The 17,783-nt window shown below is 69.0% G+C and carries 12 protein-coding genes; 6 read left to right on the top strand and 6 right to left on the bottom strand.

Annotated elements, in window-relative coordinates; all coding sequences use genetic code 11:
• Positions 1 to 110: 110 nt before the first annotated feature.
• From V5F59_RS06640 to V5F59_RS06630, 3 genes are all read left to right on the top strand, one after another.
• Positions 111 to 1,745 (top strand): inorganic phosphate transporter, encoded by a 1,635-nt coding sequence (locus V5F59_RS06640; protein ID WP_393982368.1) that lies wholly within the window; start codon positions 111 to 113, stop codon positions 1,743 to 1,745.
• A 197-nt stretch (positions 1,746 to 1,942) separates the two neighbouring features.
• Complete coding sequence (locus V5F59_RS06635) at positions 1,943 to 3,001, top strand: hypothetical protein (RefSeq protein WP_393982367.1); 1,059 nt, start codon at positions 1,943 to 1,945, stop codon at positions 2,999 to 3,001.
• Positions 3,002 to 3,290: 289 nt separating this feature from the next.
• Positions 3,291 to 4,817, top strand: a complete 1,527-nt coding sequence (locus V5F59_RS06630; RefSeq protein ID WP_393982366.1) for a protein adenylyltransferase SelO — start codon at positions 3,291 to 3,293, stop codon at positions 4,815 to 4,817.
• A gap of 327 nt (positions 4,818 to 5,144) precedes the next feature.
• On the opposite strand, the gene groL is transcribed toward V5F59_RS06630, so the two are convergent.
• Positions 5,145 to 6,791: a chaperonin GroEL gene (gene groL / locus V5F59_RS06625; protein WP_509211194.1), complete on the bottom strand. Its 1,647-nt coding sequence runs from the start codon at positions 6,789 to 6,791 to the stop codon at positions 5,145 to 5,147.
• An 80-nt stretch (positions 6,792 to 6,871) separates the two neighbouring features.
• Positions 6,872 to 7,162, bottom strand: a complete 291-nt coding sequence (groES, locus tag V5F59_RS06620; protein ID WP_029556583.1) for a co-chaperone GroES — start codon at positions 7,160 to 7,162, stop codon at positions 6,872 to 6,874.
• 327 nt (positions 7,163 to 7,489) lie between these two features.
• On the opposite strand from groES, the gene V5F59_RS06615 reads away from it, so the two are divergent.
• On the top strand, positions 7,490 to 7,999 hold the full coding sequence (locus tag V5F59_RS06615) for a hypothetical protein (protein WP_393982132.1): 510 nt from the start codon (positions 7,490 to 7,492) through the stop codon (positions 7,997 to 7,999).
• A 122-nt stretch (positions 8,000 to 8,121) separates the two neighbouring features.
• Here the strand turns inward: V5F59_RS06615 and glsA are convergent, their stop codons facing one another.
• Complete coding sequence (gene glsA / locus V5F59_RS06610) at positions 8,122 to 9,102, bottom strand: glutaminase A (RefSeq protein WP_393982133.1); 981 nt, start codon at positions 9,100 to 9,102, stop codon at positions 8,122 to 8,124.
• Between the two features lie 331 nt (positions 9,103 to 9,433).
• On the opposite strand from glsA, the gene V5F59_RS06605 reads away from it, so the two are divergent.
• Entirely contained in the window at positions 9,434 to 11,524 is a 2,091-nt protein-coding gene (locus tag V5F59_RS06605; protein WP_393982134.1) for a TonB-dependent siderophore receptor, read from the top strand.
• A gap of 17 nt (positions 11,525 to 11,541) precedes the next feature.
• On the top strand, positions 11,542 to 12,768 hold the full coding sequence (locus V5F59_RS06600; protein ID WP_393982135.1) for a PepSY-associated TM helix domain-containing protein: 1,227 nt from the start codon (positions 11,542 to 11,544) through the stop codon (positions 12,766 to 12,768).
• A 14-nt stretch (positions 12,769 to 12,782) separates the two neighbouring features.
• Here the strand turns inward: V5F59_RS06600 and lepA are convergent, their stop codons facing one another.
• The 3 genes from lepA to V5F59_RS06585 all read right to left on the bottom strand — a co-directional run bounded on the left by lepA (position 12,783) and on the right by V5F59_RS06585 (position 17,624).
• Positions 12,783 to 14,588, bottom strand: a complete 1,806-nt coding sequence (gene lepA, locus V5F59_RS06595; protein ID WP_393982136.1) for a translation elongation factor 4 — start codon at positions 14,586 to 14,588, stop codon at positions 12,783 to 12,785.
• Positions 14,589 to 14,694: 106 nt separating this feature from the next.
• Positions 14,695 to 16,359 (bottom strand): heme biosynthesis protein HemY, encoded by a 1,665-nt coding sequence (locus V5F59_RS06590; protein WP_393982137.1) that lies wholly within the window; start codon positions 16,357 to 16,359, stop codon positions 14,695 to 14,697.
• Entirely contained in the window at positions 16,356 to 17,624 is a 1,269-nt protein-coding gene (locus V5F59_RS06585; protein WP_393982138.1) for a COG4223 family protein, read from the bottom strand. Before V5F59_RS06585 ends, V5F59_RS06590 begins: the two co-directional genes overlap by 4 nt.
• Positions 17,625 to 17,783: the final 159 nt, after the last annotated feature.

The raw sequence follows: 17,783 nt of genomic DNA, 5'->3' as shown, positions 1-17,783 counted from the left end.
CGTCCGCCGGCAGCACGCATCAACGAAGCCGTGGACGTCATTGGCGTGTCACCCGCTGCTGTCAACCAGCGGAGGCTGCCGGCTCCGGCATCGGGTTGATGGAGGAGGTCATGTCGCAGGCTGCGACGTCCCGCCATGGCGGGACGGCCCAAGGACACCACCACGCTTCGCCGCGCCGCGTCGCCATGGATCGGGACCATGGCATGCTGGAGAAATTCCTCTTCCTCGCCCTTCTGCTCGGAGGGCTTGGATATGCCGGCTATTCCATCTGGCAGGACGTGGACGCCGCAGGCGCCGACACGCTCACCCTCCTGCCCTTCCTCCTGCTTGTCGTCGCGCTGCTCATCGCCCTTGGCTTCGAATTCGTGAACGGCTTCCACGACACCGCCAACGCGGTGGCGACGGTGATCTACACCCACTCGCTGCCCGCCCATGTGGCGGTGATCTGGTCGGGGGCGTGGAACTTTCTCGGCGTGCTCCTGTCGTCCGGCGCCGTGGCGTTTGGCATCGTCTCGCTGCTGCCGGTGGAGCTCATCCTCCATGTGGGGTCGGGGGCCGGCATGGCCATGGTGTTCGCGCTCCTCATCGCGGCCATCGTCTGGAACCTCGGCACCTGGTGGCTCGGCCTGCCCGCCTCCTCCTCCCACACCCTCATCGGCTCCATCATCGGCGTCGGCATCGCCAACCAGCTGCTACAGGGGCGCGACGGAACCGCCGGCGTGGATTGGGGACAGGCGGCGAACGTCGGCTATTCGCTGCTGCTGTCGCCGGTGGTCGGCTTCGTCGCTGCGGGCCTGCTCTTCATCACGCTCAAGGTGCTGGTGCGCAACCCGGCCCTTTATCGCGAGCCCAAGGGCAACACGCCGCCGCCGTGGTGGATCCGGTCCCTCCTCGTGCTCACCTGCACCGGCGTTTCCTTTGCCCACGGCTCCAACGACGGCCAGAAGGGCATGGGCCTCATCATGCTGATCCTGATCGGCATCGTGCCCACCGCCTATGCCCTCAACCACGCTGTCAACGTGGAGGAAGTAGCCCGGTTCAGCGCCATCGCCCAGGCCACCGAAAGCTCGCTCCTCACGCTGACCGCCAAGGCGCCGCCGCCCGCCGACCCGCGCGCCGCCCTCACCGCCTATGTGCGGGACCGCCAGGCGTCCCCGGACACCCTGCCCGCCCTCGCCCAGGTGACCCGCGAGATCGCCGACATGGTGGCCAAGCACCAGTCGCTGAGCCAGGTGCCCGCGGCGTCCGTGTCCAACATCCGCAACGACATGTATCTGGCCTCCGAAACCATCCGGCTGATGGGCAAGACCGGTGAGCCCGGCGTCGATGCCACCGCGAAGAGCAACCTTTCCGCCTTCAAGCGGGAGCTGGACCAGGCCACCAAGTTCATCCCCCTCTGGGTGAAGGTGGCGGTGGCCATCGCCCTCGGCCTCGGCACCATGGTGGGGTGGAAGCGCATCGTGGTCACCGTGGGCGAGAAGATCGGCAAGACGCACCTGACCTATGCCCAGGGCGGCGCCGCGGAGCTGGTGGCCATGGCCACCATCGGCGCGGCCGACATGTACGGCCTGCCCGTGTCCACCACCCATGTGCTGTCCTCGGGCGTGGCGGGCACCATGGCCGCCAACCGCTCCGGCCTGCAGATGTCCACCGTGCGCAACCTGCTGATGGCCTGGGTGCTGACCCTGCCGGCGGCCATCGTGCTCTCGGGCACGCTCTACGCGGTGCTGCGCCAGATCATGTGACCTGGCGGCGGATGCCGTGGCGCTCGCCGGCCACGCCTTGAGACCTGGAGCCGGAGCCGGGCCCCTCGGAACCGGCTCCCTTCCTGTTTTATGGCGCGCGCCCTTGCCTCGCACGCCGGCTTTCAGGCCATCTTCTCTCCCGTGAATCGCGCGACGCGTTGCGCGCCCCGGCACCGGGTGCCGGCATGGGAGGACCGATGATGCGCCGCGCTTATGCCGTCCTCCTTTTCGCGTCCCTTCTGGCTTCGGCTCTCCCGGGCCCGGCCGGGGCCCAGCAGGCCGTGACGCTGCCCTATCTCAACGCGCCGGCCGACGGCGCGCCCATCCGCCGTCCGCCGACGCTGGCGATCTCCATCGGCGGGGAAGCGCACCGGGCCGTGATGGACACGGGTTCCACCGGCGTCGTCATCTCCGCCACCTCCATCGCCGATTTCGCGACGCTGCCGCGCCTCGGGCCGGGGCGGCTCACCTATTCCTCCTCCGGGCGGATCATGCGCGGCGTCCATGTGCGCGTGCCGGTTACCATCACCGGCGCGGATGGAACGCGCCTCACCACCCGGCCCATCACCGTGCTCGCGGTGACGCGCATCGACTGCCTGAGGACGGCGCGCAACTGCCGGCCATCCGAGGCGCCGCGCCGCGTCGCCATGCTGGGTATCGGCTTCGCCCGCGCCCATGACGGCCAGCCGGGGGCGGGGCCGGACCGCAACCCCTTCCTCAACCTGCCGGGCATGGGCGAGAGCCAGGCGCCCGGCGCGCTCGGTCGCGGCTATGTGGTGGGCCGGCAAGCGGTGAAGGTCGGGCTTTCCGCGGGGGACAAGGCCGGCTTCTCCCGGGTGAAGCTGGCGGCCGATCCCGCTGCCGGCGACTGGGCGGCGACGCCCGCCTGCCTCGCCCTCGACGGCCGCGCGCCGGCCGCCTGCGGCTCCCTGCTGATGGATACGGGCGTGACGACCATGTTCCTTTCCCTGCCCGATGCGCAGGCGGAAGGGCTCGCCACCCTCGGCCCGCGCGGCGAGCGGGTGCTGGCCGAGGGCGTCGTCCTCGCCATCTCGCCGGGCACCGGCGGGACCGCGCCGGCCTATGGCTTCACCGTGGGCGACCGGGCGGACCCGAACGTGCCGGAACAGGTGATCCTGGTGGGGCACGGCCGGCGGCCAGCCTTCGTCAACACCACGGTGCGGGCGCTGAACGCGTTCGACTATCTCTTCGACGCCGATTCCGGCGAGGTGGGCTTCCGCCCTCGACTGCCCTGACGGGCGAGCGCTCGCCCGGCGCCAACCCTGACGGGCAGATTCCCCCTGGCGCCAACCCTGACGGGCGGATTCCCCCTGGCGCCAACCCTGACGGGCGGATTCCCCCCTGGCGCCAACCCTGACGGGCGGATTCCCCCCTGGCGCCAACCTTGACGGGCGGATTCCCCCCTGGCGCCAACCCTGACGGGCGGGCGCTGTGGCTGGACTTCCTTTCCGGATGCCGGCACGCTTCCCATATTGATTGCTGAAGTCCCGGGGCCTGCCCCTTTTCGCCCCGAGGGAGATTGCCATGTCCAGCGCCGTTTCTCCTGCCGTCGATCCCCCTGTCGCCGCGGCGACCGATCGCACCGCCCTCTTTCCGTTCGACAATTCCTATTCCCGCGACCTGCCGGGCTTCTATGCATCGGCGGCCCCCACCCCCGTCGCCGCGCCCGCGCTGGTGAAGGTCAATGCCGCCCTCGCCGAGGAGCTGGGGCTCGATCCCGCGGCGCTGGCCACACCCGAGGGTGTGGAAATCTTCGCCGGCCAGCGCGTGCCGCCGGGGGCCGATCCCATTGCCCTCGCCTATGCTGGACACCAGTTCGGCCAGTTCGTGCCCCAGCTCGGCGACGGCCGTGCCATCCTCCTCGGCGAGGTGGTGGGGCGCAACGGCCGGCGGGACATCCAGCTGAAGGGCTCCGGGCCCACTCCCTTCTCCCGCCGCGGCGACGGGCGGGCGGCCCTCGGCCCGGTTCTGCGGGAATATATCGTCAGCGAGGCCATGGCGGCGCTGGGCATTCCCACCACCCGCGCGCTGGCGGCCGTGACGACCGGCGAGCCCATCCTGCGCGACCGCCCGCTGCCCGGCGCGGTGCTGGCGCGGGTGGCGGCAAGCCACATCCGCATCGGCACCTACCAGTTCTTCGCCGCTCGCAAGGCGACGGACGCCGTGCGCCAGCTCGCCGACTACACCATCGCCCGCCATTATCCGGAGCTGGCCGGGACCGAGCAGCCCTATCTCGGCCTGCTGGAAGCGGTGATCGGCCGGCAGGCCGCCCTCGTGGCCCGCTGGCTGCAGATGGGCTTCATCCATGGCGTGATGAACACGGACAACATGTCCGTCTCGGGCGAGACCATCGACTACGGCCCCTGCGCATTCATGGACGCCTACGACCCGCAGACGGTGTTCTCCTCCATCGACCACATGGGCCGCTATGCCTATGGCAACCAGCCGGACATCGCCCACTGGAACCTCGCCCGCTTCGCCGAATGCCTCGTGCCGCTCTTCCATCCGGAGAAGGAGCAGGCGGTGGCCATCGCCAATGCCGCGCTCGGCACCTTCCCGGCCCGCTTTTATGGCGCCTACCACGCGGGGCTCGCCGCCAAGATCGGCCTTCCCGACGCGGACGAGGCGGACGTGGCCCTCGCCCTTGACCTGCTCAGCGCGATGATCGCGGGCAAGGCGGACTTTACCCTCACCTTCCGGCGCCTGTGCCGGGCCGCAGAGGACGAGGAGGCCCTCTCACCGGTGCGAGACCTGTTCCTGGACCGGGACGCCTTCGACGCCTGGGCCGCGCGCTGGCGCGCTCGCCTCGCCGCGACGGGGCGGGAGGGCGCGCAGATCCGGGCGGGGATGGAGCAGGTGAACCCCGCCTTCGTACCGCGCAACCACCTGGTGGAAGCGGTCATCGCCGCGGCCACCGAGCGCGGAGACTTCGCCCCCTTCGAGGAGTTGAACACGGTCCTTGCGACCCCCTACGCGGATCAGCCGAACTTCGCCCGCTACGCCGACCTGCCGCCGCGGATGGAAGGCTACCAGACGTTCTGCGGCACCTGAGGGTGGAACGAGCCGGGCGGGCTGTGGGCTTCCAGCGCGTCCGGAGGGCCGCGCCCGGCCCCGGGGGGAGGTCGGCGCCGCAGGCCGCGCCTGATGCCGTCGACCTTGGTCTTCGACCGGCCCCAAGTCGCTCAAGCGCCAGGTCGCTCGGGTGCCAAGCAGGTTTGCTCAGGCGCCGCCCGGACTTGACCGAAGGCGGCGGAGCCGGTGCGGCGGGCCCGGCTCTCTTTCCGCGGACGCAGCAAGCTGCGGCGCGAGAAGCCGGCCGAACGAAAAAGGGCGCGGCCGAAGCCGCGCCCTCTCTTTCCTACGCCAGGGAGGATTGGATCAGAAATCCATGCCGCCCATGCCGCCCATGCCGCCGCCGGGCATGGCGGGCATGCCGGCATCCTTCTTCGGCAGCTCGGCGACGAGCGCCTCGGTGGTGACGATGAGGGCCGCGATGGAAGCCGCATCCTGAAGGGCGGTGCGCACCACCTTCGCCGGATCGACGATGCCGGCGGAGATCATGTCCACGTATTCCTCGCTCTGGGCATTGAAGCCGAAGTTCGGATCGTTGGACTCCTGCACCTTGCCCACCACGATGGAGCCTTCCACGCCGGAATTCTCGGCGATCTGGCGGATGGGGGCCTCAAGGGCGCGCAGCACGATCTTGATGCCGGCCTTGATGTCGGCATTGTCGGAAGTGACGGTCTCGACCGCCTTCTTGGCGCGCAGCAGGGCCACGCCGCCACCGGGGACGATGCCTTCTTCCACCGCGGCGCGGGTGGCGTTCAGGGCGTCGTCAACGCGGTCCTTCTTCTCCTTGACTTCCACCTCGGTGGAACCGCCGACGCGGATCACCGCCACGCCGCCCGCGAGCTTGGCCAGGCGCTCCTGGAGCTTCTCGCGGTCGTAGTCCGAGGAGGTCTCCTCGATCTGGGCCTTGATCTGGTTGACGCGGGCCTCGATGTCGGCCTTCTCGCCGACGCCGTCCACGATGGTGGTCTTCTCCTTCTCGAGGATCACCTTCTTGGCGCGGCCGAGCTGGGCGAGGGTCACGTTCTCCAGCTTGATGCCGAGGTCTTCCGAGATCACCTGGCCGCCGGTGAGAATGGCGATATCCTCCAGCATGGCCTTGCGGCGATCACCGAAGCCGGGGGCCTTCACGGCCGCGACCTTCAGGCCGCCGCGCAGCTTGTTCACCACGAGGGTGGCGAGGGCCTCGCCTTCCACGTCCTCGGCGACGATGACGAGGGGACGGCCGGTCTGCACCACGGCCTCGAGGACCGGCAGGATCGGCTGGAGGCCGGACAGCTTCTTCTCGAAGATGAGCAGGTAGGGCTCTTCCAGGTCGGCGATCATCTTCTCCGCATTGGTGATGAAATACGGAGAGAGGTAGCCGCGGTCGAACTGCATGCCTTCCACCACCTCGAGCTCGGTCTCGGCGGTCTTGGCTTCCTCGACGGTGATCACGCCCTCGTTGCCCACGCGCTGCATGGCGCCGGCGATCATCTCGCCGATGGAGACATCACCGTTGGCGGAGATGGTGCCCACCTGCGCGACTTCCGCGGAGGAGGAAACCTTCTTGGCGCGGCCCTTGATGTCGGCGATGGCGGCGGCCACGGCGAGGTCGATGCCGCGCTTCAGGTCCATCGGGTTCATGCCGGCGGCAACCGCCTTGGCGCCTTCCTTCACGATGGACTGGGCCAGCACGGTGGCGGTGGTGGTGCCGTCGCCGGCGAGGTCGTTGGTCTTGGAGGCCACCTCACGCACCAGCTGGGCGCCGAGGTTCTCGAACTTGTCCTCGAGCTCGATCTCCTTGGCCACCGACACACCGTCCTTGGTGATGCGGGGGGCGCCGAAGCTCTTCTCGATCACCACGTTGCGGCCCTTGGGGCCGAGGGTGACCTTCACCGCATTGGCGAGGATGTCGACGCCGCGCAGCAGCTTCTCGCGCGCGTCGGAAGAAAACTTCACTTCTTTGGCAGCCATTTCGGCCTCCTGAATGAGGATGTCGGTGCGGTCAGGCGCGCATCATCCGGCCACATGGCCGCGCGCCCGGAAAAGGCGCATCACTTGGCGATGACGCCGAGGATGTCGCTCTCCTTCATGATGAGGAGGTCCTGGCCGTCGATCTTGACCTCGGTGCCGGACCACTTGCCGAACAGCACGCGATCGCCCGCCTTCACATCGAGGGGAACGAGCTTGCCGCTCTCGTCGCGGGCGCCGGCGCCCACCGCGATCACCTCGCCCTCCTGGGGCTTTTCCTTGGCGGTGTCGGGGATGATGATGCCGCCGGCGGTCTTCTGCTCGGCTTCGATGCGCTTGACGACGACGCGGTCGTGCAGGGGGCGGAAGGACATGTGGATACCTCTTCGAGGGAATGCGAGCGATGAGCCCGCCGGTTTTGGCACTCCCGTCGGAAGAGTGCCAAGCTCGTTGCCGAGATAAGGTGACCCCTTCGCCCCGTCAAGGCGCCTGACGAAATCCGCTGGGCAGGAAAGTTCCCGGGAACACTAGCAAAGCGGTAACCATGGCGGTCTTATGGTGGCGGCCAAGTTGGCGCCTGTGCCCGATGGGGGATCGGCGCCTTGGAATCGACGCGGGCGGCGCCAGCCTCTATGTTCGGCGGAACCGGCTGGCGGTGCATGAAGATCTGGTCCCAGGCGGCGGGAGGCCTCGGAAAGCACATGACGAAGATGATTGCGGAATCGAAATCCGAGGTCGGGCGCCTGCGCCGCGCCGGGCTGGCCGGCATCACCCTGACGGTTCTGGCCCTGGGGCTCGCCGCCTGCGAAACGACCCCCTCGGCACCGCCGGCCCCGGCGCGTCCGCAATATACGAGCCCCATCGCCTCCGATCGCCTCGTCGGCCGCTGGGGCCTTGCCGCCTACCATCGTCCGGACGACGCCACCCGCACCGAGAACCAGGCGCGCGCCGGCTGCTCCAACCCTTATGTGATCACGGCCGGCCCCAACGGCGGCGTAATGATGTATCTCGCCGACGACAACAAGCTCACCGAGCTGGTGTCCAAGCAGACCGGAAACGGCCCCGTCTTCATCGGCCCGCCGGACGAGCCGGCCGGCAGCCAGGCCGACCGCCAGGTGGTGCGCTTCGACGGCAACGTGCTGGTGCTGAAGTGGATGGACCCCGAGGTGGCCAAGCGCTACGGCACCATGGTGTACGTGCGCTGCTCGTGAGTTCGGGCGGGCGCCCCGCGCGGGCGTCCTGATCGTGACCGGAAGTGACCCCACGGGGGGCCGCTGCGCCCCCCGTTTTCATTTCGCCGCGCCGCGGCCTGTGCGAATTGCGGCGACCGCCGTCACCGGCTGAAGGCGCCGAGCATGGCCGAGCCCCGGTTGGTGGGATCGAAGATATGCAGGCCCAGCTCCTCCGCGAGCTCGCGGAAGGCGGCGATGCCACGCACCGAATTGCCCTTGGTGTCGAGCCGCGGCGAATAAGTGCCGATGCCGAGCTGGCGATTGACCACGCCGAGGATGCCCCCGCCCACCCCGCTCTTGGCCGGCACGCCCACGTCGAATGCCCAGTTGCCGGCGAAATCGTACATGCCGCAGGTGAACATCACCGAGAGGGTGCCGCGCACCGCCTCCACCGCGAACACGGTCGCGCCCGTGAGCGGGTTCTCGCCGATGCTGGCAAGGGTCGCCCCCATGCGGGCGAGGTCCGAGGCGGTGACGAGGATGGAGCACTGGCGGAAATAGAGGTCGAGCGTGGCGTCCACGTCCGCCTCCAGCGCCCCGGCGTTCTTCAGGAGGTGGGCGATGCCCCGGTTGCGGTGGCCGGTCTCCGCCTCGGAGCGGTAGACCGCCTCGTCGAAACCGAGCTTGCGGCCCGCAGCCGCTGAAAAGCGATCCAGCAGCACGTCGAACGCCTCCGCCCCCAGCGCCTGGGCGAGAAGGCCGGACACGGTGATGGCCCCGGCATTCACCATGGGGTTGTAAGGGCGGTTGGTGTGCGGATCGAAGACGATGGCGTTGAAGGCGTCGCCCGAGGGCTCCACCCCCACATGGGCCAGCACCCGGTCGCGCCCCGCGGCCTCCAGGGCGAGGCAATAGGCAAGCGCCTTGGAAATGGACTGGATGGTGAAGGGCACCTCCACGTCGCCGACGCCCACCACCTCTCCCCCCACCGAGACCAGGGCGATGCCGAACCGCTCCGGATCCACCCGCGCCAGCTCGGGGATATAGGTCGCGAGCGCCCCGGTGAGGTCGCCGCGGGTCCGCGCGTGGGCGTGCTGCACCACCTTCTCCAGGCCATAGGCCTCGTGCTTCGCCTCCGACACCCTCATCCCTCCCTTGCGCCTCACGGAACGCGAATTGCGCATGCTCCGCAAGCACAGCCCGTGCCAATCGCGCGGCGGGCGGACCGGCAAACACAATCCACCTCACGCAAAGTAGCCTGAATTTAATTATTATAATTAAAGCATAATATATATTATAATAAATATAGACTGAAATTTATTGAATTAAATTATTTCCAATATTTCGCATTTTTGGACGTTATTATTGATCAGATAGGGATACCGACATACTCATCCCCATCTGATAGGGATTTTTACAACGGGGCGCGATATGGCGCACACTTCCTTCAAGCGGAGCACTTTTCAGCCCCGCGTGAGCACGCTTTCAACTGTCCTTGCCGCGACCGCGATTTGCGCCCTCGATTTCGCCATCGCGCCACACGCCGCGGCGGAGGAGGCGACCGACACCGTCTCCCTGCCCACCGTCACGGTGGATGGCACCAGGGAAAGCGCCTGGGGGCCGGTGGGGGGCTATGTCGCCACCCGCTCCGCCGCCGGCACCAAGACCGACACCCCGCTCATCGAGACTCCGCGCTCCATCTCCGTCGTCACCCGGCAGGAGATGGACGACCGCGCGGCGCAGAATGTGGTGGACGCCATCTCCTACACCGCCGGCGTGGTCACCGGGGCCTATGGCTATGACCCGCGGTTCGACGACATCTACATCCGCGGCTTCGCCGTCACCTCCCGCGGCGACTTCATGAACGGACTTTCCCAGTTCTCGGGCAATTTCGCCTACTGGCGCACCGAGACCTACGGGCTGGAGCGCATCGACATCATCAAGGGTCCGGCGGGCGTGCTCTACGGCCAGACGGTGCCGGGCGGTCTCATCAACCGCATCTCCAAGATGCCGGTGGACACCCCCTTCGCCGAGATCGAGGGCCAGGTCGGCGCGCCCGACTGGTTCCAGGCCGCCTTCGACGTGGGCGGCAAGCTGAAGGAGGACGGCAGCGCGCTCTACCGCCTCACCGGCGTTGCACGCGCGGCCGAAGGCACGGTGGAGTACACCACCAACAACGCCCTTTATCTGGCGCCGGCCTTCACCTTCCAGAATGACAGCACGCGCCTCACAATCCTCACCAACGTGCTAGACATCCGCCTGCCAGCCAGCACCTATTACTATCAGCCCGACAATATCCTCACGAAGATCCCGGTCGGCACCACCTACAACGCCATCAACCAGACGCAGGAGCAGGCCGGCTACATCCTCGAGCACGATTTCGACGACATATGGAGCGCAAAGCAGAACCTGCGCTACGGCCATATCGACAACCACAGCTTCTGGCTCTTTCCCACCGGCACCAGGACCGGCCCCCTGGTGGATGTCTACGCCGCCAACTACCGGGAGACGCTCGACACCTTCCAGGTCGACAACCAGGTGCAAGCCCGGTTCCAGACCGGGCCGATCAAGCACAAGGTGCTGGGTGGACTCGACTACATGTGGGGCGAGAGCAGCTTCGGCGACGGCTACGGCTTCAATGCCGCGCCCATCAACATCTTCAATGCGGATACCCCGAACCTCGTCGCCATGCCGGCGATCACCAGCGCCTCTGGCGCCTCGCTGAGCCAGCTCGGCCTCTACGTGCAGGACCAGATGAGCTTCGGCGACGGCTGGCACTTCACCCTCGGCGGCCGGCAGGACTTCGCGACGGAGGACCAGAGCGCCTACGGCATCACCGCCGCCACCCGCGACGACCAGGCCTTCACCTGGCAGGCGGGGCTGCTCTACGAGTTTCCCACCGGCGTCTCGCCTTATGTGAGCTATGCCACCTCCTTCCTGCCCTCCCTCAACGTGGATGCCGCCGGCCAGTTGCTGGAGCCCTCCACCGGCGAGCAGTACGAGGCGGGCCTCAAGTTCCAGCCGAAGGGCGGGCGCAGCTTCTTCACGCTCGCCGCCTACCAGATCACCCAGAACAATTATGCCGTGCCCGATCCGGTCACCTTCTACTACAGCCCGGTCGGCAACGTCCGGGTGCGCGGCTTCGAGGCGGAGGCCTTCGTGGAGCTGGCGGAGGGCCTCGACCTCACCGCTGCCTACACCTTCACCCAGGGCAAGATCATCAACAGCCTCGATGTCGGCACCATCGGCAACGTGCCGGTGAACATGCCGGCGAACGTGGCGTCGCTGTGGGCCAAGTACACCTTCCTGAGCGGGCCGCTGAAGGGGTTCGGGGTCGGCGCCGGCATCCGCTATTACAGCGGTTTCTGGGCAAACAACGAGAATACCTACAAGAACCCTTCCCAATTCCCGGTGGACGCCGCGCTCTATTACGAGAAGGACAGCTGGAAGCTGGCCCTCAACGCCAAGAACGTGTTCGGCCAGCAGGAGGCCCTTAACAACGAGGGGTATTGGTACTGGCAGCAGGGCCGCACCGTGCTCGCCTCCGTCAAGTATCATTGGTGAGGCGGGAGGGCGGACCGATGGCGCCTTCCGCACGCCGCTTCAGCCTCAGGCCGGGTCTCGTCTGGGCCCACCGCATCCTGGGCCTCGCCACGGCGGTGTTCCTGCTGAGCGCCGGGCTCACCGGCGCGGTGCTCGCCTTCTACGAGGAAATCGACCGTACCCTGAACCCGGCGGCCTACAGGGCCGAGGCGGTGGGCACGCCCCTGTCGCCCGAAGCGCTCGCTGCGCGCCTTGAAGCGGGACACCCCGAGCAGGCCATCTGGTACATGAGCCTGGTGCAGGAACCGGGCCACGCAGCCGTCGCCGTCGCCACCGGCAAGACCGACCCGACCAGCGGCCAGCCGGCGGCCCTTACGCGCGACTGGTTCAACGTGGACCCCGTCTCTGGCGCCATCCTCGCCGAACGGCTGTGGGGGGAATGCTGCTTCTCGCGGCTGAATCTCGTGCCCTTCCTCTACGAGTTCCACCACAATCTCAGCCTGCCGGGCGTCTACGGCATCCTGCTGATGGGCATCGTCGCCATCCTGTGGCTCATCGACGGCTTCGTCGGGCTCGCGCTCACCTTCCCGCGCGGGCGGCCGTTCCTCGCCAAGTGGCGGCCGGCATTCGGCATCAAGGGCGGCAGCGCCTTCCGCCTCACCCTCGACCTGCACCGCGCCGCAGGACTGTGGCTGTTCGCACTGCTGATTCTGGTGGCGCTCTCCTCGGTCGCCATGAACCTGCGGCAGGAGGTGGTGGAGCCCATCGTCGGCCTGTTCTCGAAGGTGACGCCGACGCCCCTCTCCGGGCCGCCGCTGGAGAGGCTGCGCGACCGCACCCTCTCCTACGACGTGGTGCTTGCGGCGGGCCTGAAGGAAGCACAGGCCCGCGGCTGGAACGAGCCCGCGAGCGAGATCTTCTATTCGCCCCACTTCGGCATCTTCGGCGTCGCCTTCGGCGATCACGAGGATCCGCTGGACACCCGCTGGCTCTATTTCGACGGGGAGACAGGCGCCTTCAAGGACGCGTTCCTGCCGGGCGCGGGCACCGCCGGCGACATTTTCCTGCAATTGCAGTTCCCGATCCACTCCGGGCGGATCCTCGGCCTGCCGGGACGCATCCTCATCGCGGTGACGGGCGTCGCGGTGGCGATGCTCTCCATCACCGGGGTCGTGGTGTGGTGGAAGAAGCGCGCGGGCCGGAAGGCGCGGGCCGCCAAGCAGGCGGCCAAACCGGCGCGGGAGCGGGCAGCGCCGGCGGCGTGAGGGCTACGCCGCCCTCACTCGTCCATCTTCAGCGCGGCGATGAAGGCTTCCTGCGGGATCTCCACCTTGCCGAACTGGCGCATCTTCTTCTTGCCCTCCTTCTGCTTGTCCAGAAGCTTGCGCTTTCGCGTGATGTCGCCGCCATAACACTTGGCGGTCACGTCCTTGCGCAGGGCCTTGATGGTCTCGCGGGCGATGATCTTGGCGCCGATGGCGGCCTGGATCGGGATGTTGAACAGATGCTGGGGGATCAGGTCCTTCAGCTTCTCGCACATCACCCGCCCGCGCGCCTCGGCCCGGGTGCGGTGCACCAGCATGGAGAGGGCGTCCACCGGCTCGCCATTCACCAGGATGGACATCTTCACGAGGTCGCCGGGGCGGTACTCGGTAATCTGGTAGTCGAACGAGGCGTAGCCCTTGGAAATGGACTTCAGCCGGTCATAGAAGTCGAACACCACCTCGTTCAGCGGCAGGTCGTAGGTGACCATGGCGCGCGCGCCCACATAAGTGAGCTCGATCTGGTTGCCGCGGCGATCCTGGCAGAGCTTCAGCACGGAGCCGAGGTAGTCGTCCGGCGTCAGGATAGTGGCGCGGATCCACGGCTCGCGGATCTCCTCGATCTTCACCACGTCCGGCATGTCCGCCGGATTGTGCAGGTCGATCACCGAGCCGTCCGTCATCTGGATCTCGTAAATGACCGACGGGGCGGTGGCGATGAGGTCGAGGTTGAACTCGCGCTCCAGCCGCTCCTGGATGATCTCCAGGTGCAAGAGACCCAGAAACCCGCAGCGGAAGCCGAAGCCGAGCGCGGCGGAGGTCTCCATCTCGAAGGAGAAGCTGGCGTCGTTGAGGCGCAGCTTGCCCATGGCGGCGCGCAGATCCTCGAAGTCGGCCGCATCCACCGGGAACAGCCCGCAGAACACCACCGGCTGGGCCGGCTTGAAGCCTGGCAGGGCCTCCGCGCAGGGGCGCTTGTCCTCGGTGATGGTGTCGCCGACGCGGGTGTCCGCCACTTCCTTGATGGAGCCGGTGAGGAAGCCGATCTCGCCCGGACCCAGCTCCGTCATGGCCACCATCTTGGGGGTGAACACGCCCACGCGGTCCACGTCGTTCACCGCGCCCGAGCCCATCATCTTGATGCGCTGGCCCTTCTTCAGGACGCCATCCACCACGCGCACCAGCACCACCACGCCGAGATAGGTGTCGTACCAGCTATCCACCAGCAGCGCCTTCAGCGGCGCCTCGCGGTCGCCGGTCGGGGGCGGCAGGCGGGTGACGATGGCCTCCAGCACCTGGTCCACGTTGAGGCCGGTCTTGGCGGAGATGCCGATGGCGTCGGAGGCGTCGAGGCCGATCACGTCCTCGATCTGCGCCTTCACCTTCTCCGGCTCGGCGGCGGGCAGGTCGATCTTGTTGAGGACCGGCACGATGTCGTGGTTGTTGTCGATGGCCTGGTAGACGTTGGCCAGCGTCTGCGCCTCCACGCCCTGGGAGGCGTCCACCACCAGCAGCGAACCCTCCACGGCGGCGAGCGAGCGGTTCACCTCATAGGCGAAGTCCACGTGCCCGGGCGTGTCGATGAGGTTGAGGGTGTAGGTCTCCCCGTCCTTCGCCTTGTAGGAGAGGCGGACCGTCTGCGCCTTGATGGTGATGCCGCGCTCGCGCTCGATGTCCATGGAATCGAGCACCTGGTCGGTCATCTCGCGCTCGCTGAGGCCGCCGGTGATCTGGATCAGGCGGTCGGCGAGGGTCGACTTCCCATGGTCGATATGGGCGACGATGGAGAAATTGCGGATGTTCTTCTGGGCGCTGGCGGTCATCCGCGCCGCATAGCATCGGCGCTCGGCCGCCACAAGGCGGCAAGGTTGCCGGGCACCGCCGAAGCCCGCAAAAGAAAGGCGCGGCGGGAGATCCGCCGCGCCCTGTTCAAAGGCCCATCAGCCGGCGCTTCTTGGCCGGATCCGGGGTCTCCGGCTCCTCCGGCTCGGGGCCGGGATCGTCGGGCAGCGGCGGCAGGGCGATGATCGGGCCGGGGCGGGACGGCTTGGCCCGGCCCTGACCCGGAGCGGCGGGAGCGGCTGGCTTCGCCTCCGCCTGGACCGGCGGAGAGGCGGGCGCGGCCATTGCAGAAGCCACTGGGTCCACAGGCTTTTCGGCGACAGCCGGCGCCTCCTCCGCCGCAGCGGCGGGCGGGTTCGCGACGACCTCGACGGCCGCGGCCAGGGCGGCGGCCTTCTCCTCCTCGGCGGCGCGCACCGCGGCGATGGCGGCCATCACCCGCTCCGCCTCATGCTCGAGGATGGGGGTGGCGGAGACGCCCGGCGGCACGTCCCACACGAAGGCGTCAAGCTTTCCGGTGACCGGGGAGAGCGGCGCCCAGCGGTCGGAGACGATGCCGTCGGCGATCCAGGCCGGATCGCGATTGGCCCTCACCGCCCGGGCGGTCCACTCGCGGGCCTTGCCGATATCGGCATGTTCGGCGGCTTCGAGTTCAGCCATCAGCAGGCAGACACGCTGGCTCGGCTCGGCGATGAGCGGCTCCATTACCATGCGCGCCTGGGCGAACTCGTGGGCGTCGATGGCCGCGCGGGCCAGCGCAATGGCGCTTTCCCGGTGGGAGGGCGCCCGGTTCACCAGCATGCGGATGCGCTTCAGGCGATCCTGCGCCGCATCGCCGGGGCGCAGGTAGGCTTCCACGTCGGCGAGTTCAGGATGAGGATTCGTCGAATAGGCCGTCTCCACCACCTTCGCCGCCTTCTTCAGCTCCCCGGCGGCGCCGAGCAGGCGGCCGGCGCAGGCCGCGGCCGGTACCAAGGTGGGGGCAAGGCGCACCGCCTCCATCGCCTTCTCCCGGGCGACGAGGGGGTCGGTGTGCTCCAGCGCGACGGCCTCGGCGGCGAGCAGCACCGCCTTGCGGCGGCGGTACTGGGTCTTGTCGATGCCCTTCTGCGCCATCTGGCGCTCCAGCACGGCGCGGGCACCGGCATAGTCGCCGCCAGCGCAGCGGGCCTCGATCACCGCCTCGGCGGCCCACCCCAGCGCGGGGGCGGCGGCAGCGGCTTCCTCGGCGATGGCATAGGCGGCGACCTTGTCGCCGGCCTTGCGCGCTTCCATGTGCAGGCCGCGCAGGCCGAGGAGGCGGGTGGCGGGATCGTCCACCATGGCGCGGAAGGCGGCGACCGCCACCTCGTGGTTGTTGTCGAGTTGCGCCGCCTGGGCGGTGAGCAGATGGGTGAGCGGCTCGTGGGGCAGCAGCTTCACCGCCTCGGCGCGGGCGTGGCGGACGGTGGCGTGGTCGCCGATGCCCACCGCCAGCAGGCCGCGCGTGACTGCCTTCCAGCCTTTCTCGCGCCGGCGACGGCGGGAGAAGGCGGCAACCAGCGCCGGCGAGCGCACCAGGAAGGAGAGGAGCCGCCACAGCAGCAGCAGCACGCCGGTGACCACCGCCAGCGCGGCGAGGGCAACGGGGACGGTGGTCTCCACCCGCCAGCCCTGCCAGACCAGGGCGACCTCGCCCGGCCGGTCGGCGAGCCAGGAGGCACCGAAGGCGATGGCCGCGAGGAGGATGAGGAAGAGGACGAGGCGGATCACGGCATCTTCCCCGAAATGGCGGCGAGCTGTTGCTGGTAGAGCATTCCGGCAAGGCGCAGGGCGCTCGCGCGCGCCTCGATGTCGCGCACGACGGCGAGGCGGGCCTGCACGGCATCCGGCAGCTGCTTCAGCACCCGCAGGGCCTCGTCCAGCTGGCCGGTCTTCACAAGGCCCACCGCGGTGGCGAGCACGCTTTCCGCATCGACCGCGCCGGGCCCGCTGGCCGGGCGCACCTTCACGAGGCTCTCGGCGGAGGCCATGAGCCGGTCCACCAGTGAGACCGGCGCATCGGCCGGCGGCGGCGCGGCGGCGCCGATGGCGGCGGCGCCCTCCTTCGCCAGGCGCTCCGCCAGCTTTGCCGGCGGGGCGAAGCCGTCCGGCGCGATGGCGGCGAAGGCGTCGAGCTGGGCGGCGTTGGCACCCAGCGTGGCCTTGGCGGCGCCGAGCTCGGTGGCGAACGGGCGACCGGAAACCACCGCCTCGCGGAAGGTGGAGAGCACCACCAGCCCCGCGGCGGCGCGGTTGAACTGGGTGGCGGCCGCCGACGCATCCTCGATCTGCTTCTTCAGCGCGTCGAGGCGCGGACCCACGGCGTCGAGCCTGGAAGCCACGGCCTGGGACTGCGTGGTCGCCTGCTGCACCTGGGCGGAGGCCTGCTGCGCCTGGGTCAGCGCCTGCTGCGCCCCGCCGCTGGCGGTGGCGATGGCCGACTGGAAGCTCGCCTGCGCCGCGCGAACCGTCTCGATCTCCTTGGTGGCGGCGGCGAGCGCGGTCCGGGTGGCCTCGGCGGCAGCCTTCAAATCCTCCACGCTCTTCAGCAGGGACGGCGGCACGGCGGGCGCCGCCTGGGCGGCCGCGGCGGCGGCGGGCGCGCCCTTCAGGGCTGCCACGGTGCTTTCCAGCGCCTTCAACGCCGCTTCGCTCTTCTCCAGCCGCGCGGTCAGGGCCGCGATGGCCCCGGCATCGGCGGTCGGGCGCGCCTCAAGGGCGGCGATGCGGTTCTGCAGGGGGGCGAGGTCCACCACCGGCTTCGGCGCAGCGGCGGGCGGAGGCGTCAACGCCCCCATGGCATACCAAAGGCCCCCGGCGACACCGCCGCCGGCCACGGCGCCGGCCAGCAGCGCGGCGAACACGGCCCCCGCGCCCGAGCCCGAACGGGCGGGGGCGGCAGCAGCGGCGGGCTTGGCGGGCTCCTCGATGGCGGCTTCCGCCGCCTGCTCGGCGCTCACCGGGGCAGCCTCGACGGTGTTCCCTTCAGCGGCCACGGCGTCGGCCTCCCTGGTGTCGGCTTCGCCCGCGGCCGGTTCAGTGGCAGGTGCGGGGGAATCCGTGGATGGCGCCCCGGCTCCCGGGGCCGTGGCCGGCGCGGTGGCGACCTCCTCGGCCTTCAGGTCGAGCGTGGGTGGAGTGCGGGCCGGGCGCGA

Source organism: Xanthobacter nonsaccharivorans, assembly GCF_043194755.2.
Lineage (GTDB): Bacteria > Pseudomonadota > Alphaproteobacteria > Rhizobiales > Xanthobacteraceae > Xanthobacter > Xanthobacter autotrophicus_G.
The sequence above is the reverse complement of the archived record's forward strand: the minus strand, read 5'-3'. Positions and strand labels throughout refer to the sequence as shown.

Coding starts and splice junctions, on each gene's coding strand:
- lepA (WP_393982136.1), bottom strand. CDS start 14,588: ATGACCGCCAGCGCCCAGAAGAACATCCGCAATTTCTCCATCGTCGCC.
- V5F59_RS06630 (WP_393982366.1), top strand. CDS start 3,291: ATGTCCAGCGCCGTTTCTCCTGCCGTCGATCCCCCTGTCGCCGCGGCG.
- V5F59_RS06615 (WP_393982132.1), top strand. CDS start 7,490: ATGACGAAGATGATTGCGGAATCGAAATCCGAGGTCGGGCGCCTGCGC.
- groES (WP_029556583.1), bottom strand. CDS start 7,162: ATGTCCTTCCGCCCCCTGCACGACCGCGTCGTCGTCAAGCGCATCGAA.
- V5F59_RS06635 (WP_393982367.1), top strand. CDS start 1,943: ATGATGCGCCGCGCTTATGCCGTCCTCCTTTTCGCGTCCCTTCTGGCT.
- V5F59_RS06640 (WP_393982368.1), top strand. CDS start 111: ATGTCGCAGGCTGCGACGTCCCGCCATGGCGGGACGGCCCAAGGACAC.
- groL (WP_509211194.1), bottom strand. CDS start 6,791: ATGGCTGCCAAAGAAGTGAAGTTTTCTTCCGACGCGCGCGAGAAGCTG.
- V5F59_RS06600 (WP_393982135.1), top strand. CDS start 11,542: ATGGCGCCTTCCGCACGCCGCTTCAGCCTCAGGCCGGGTCTCGTCTGG.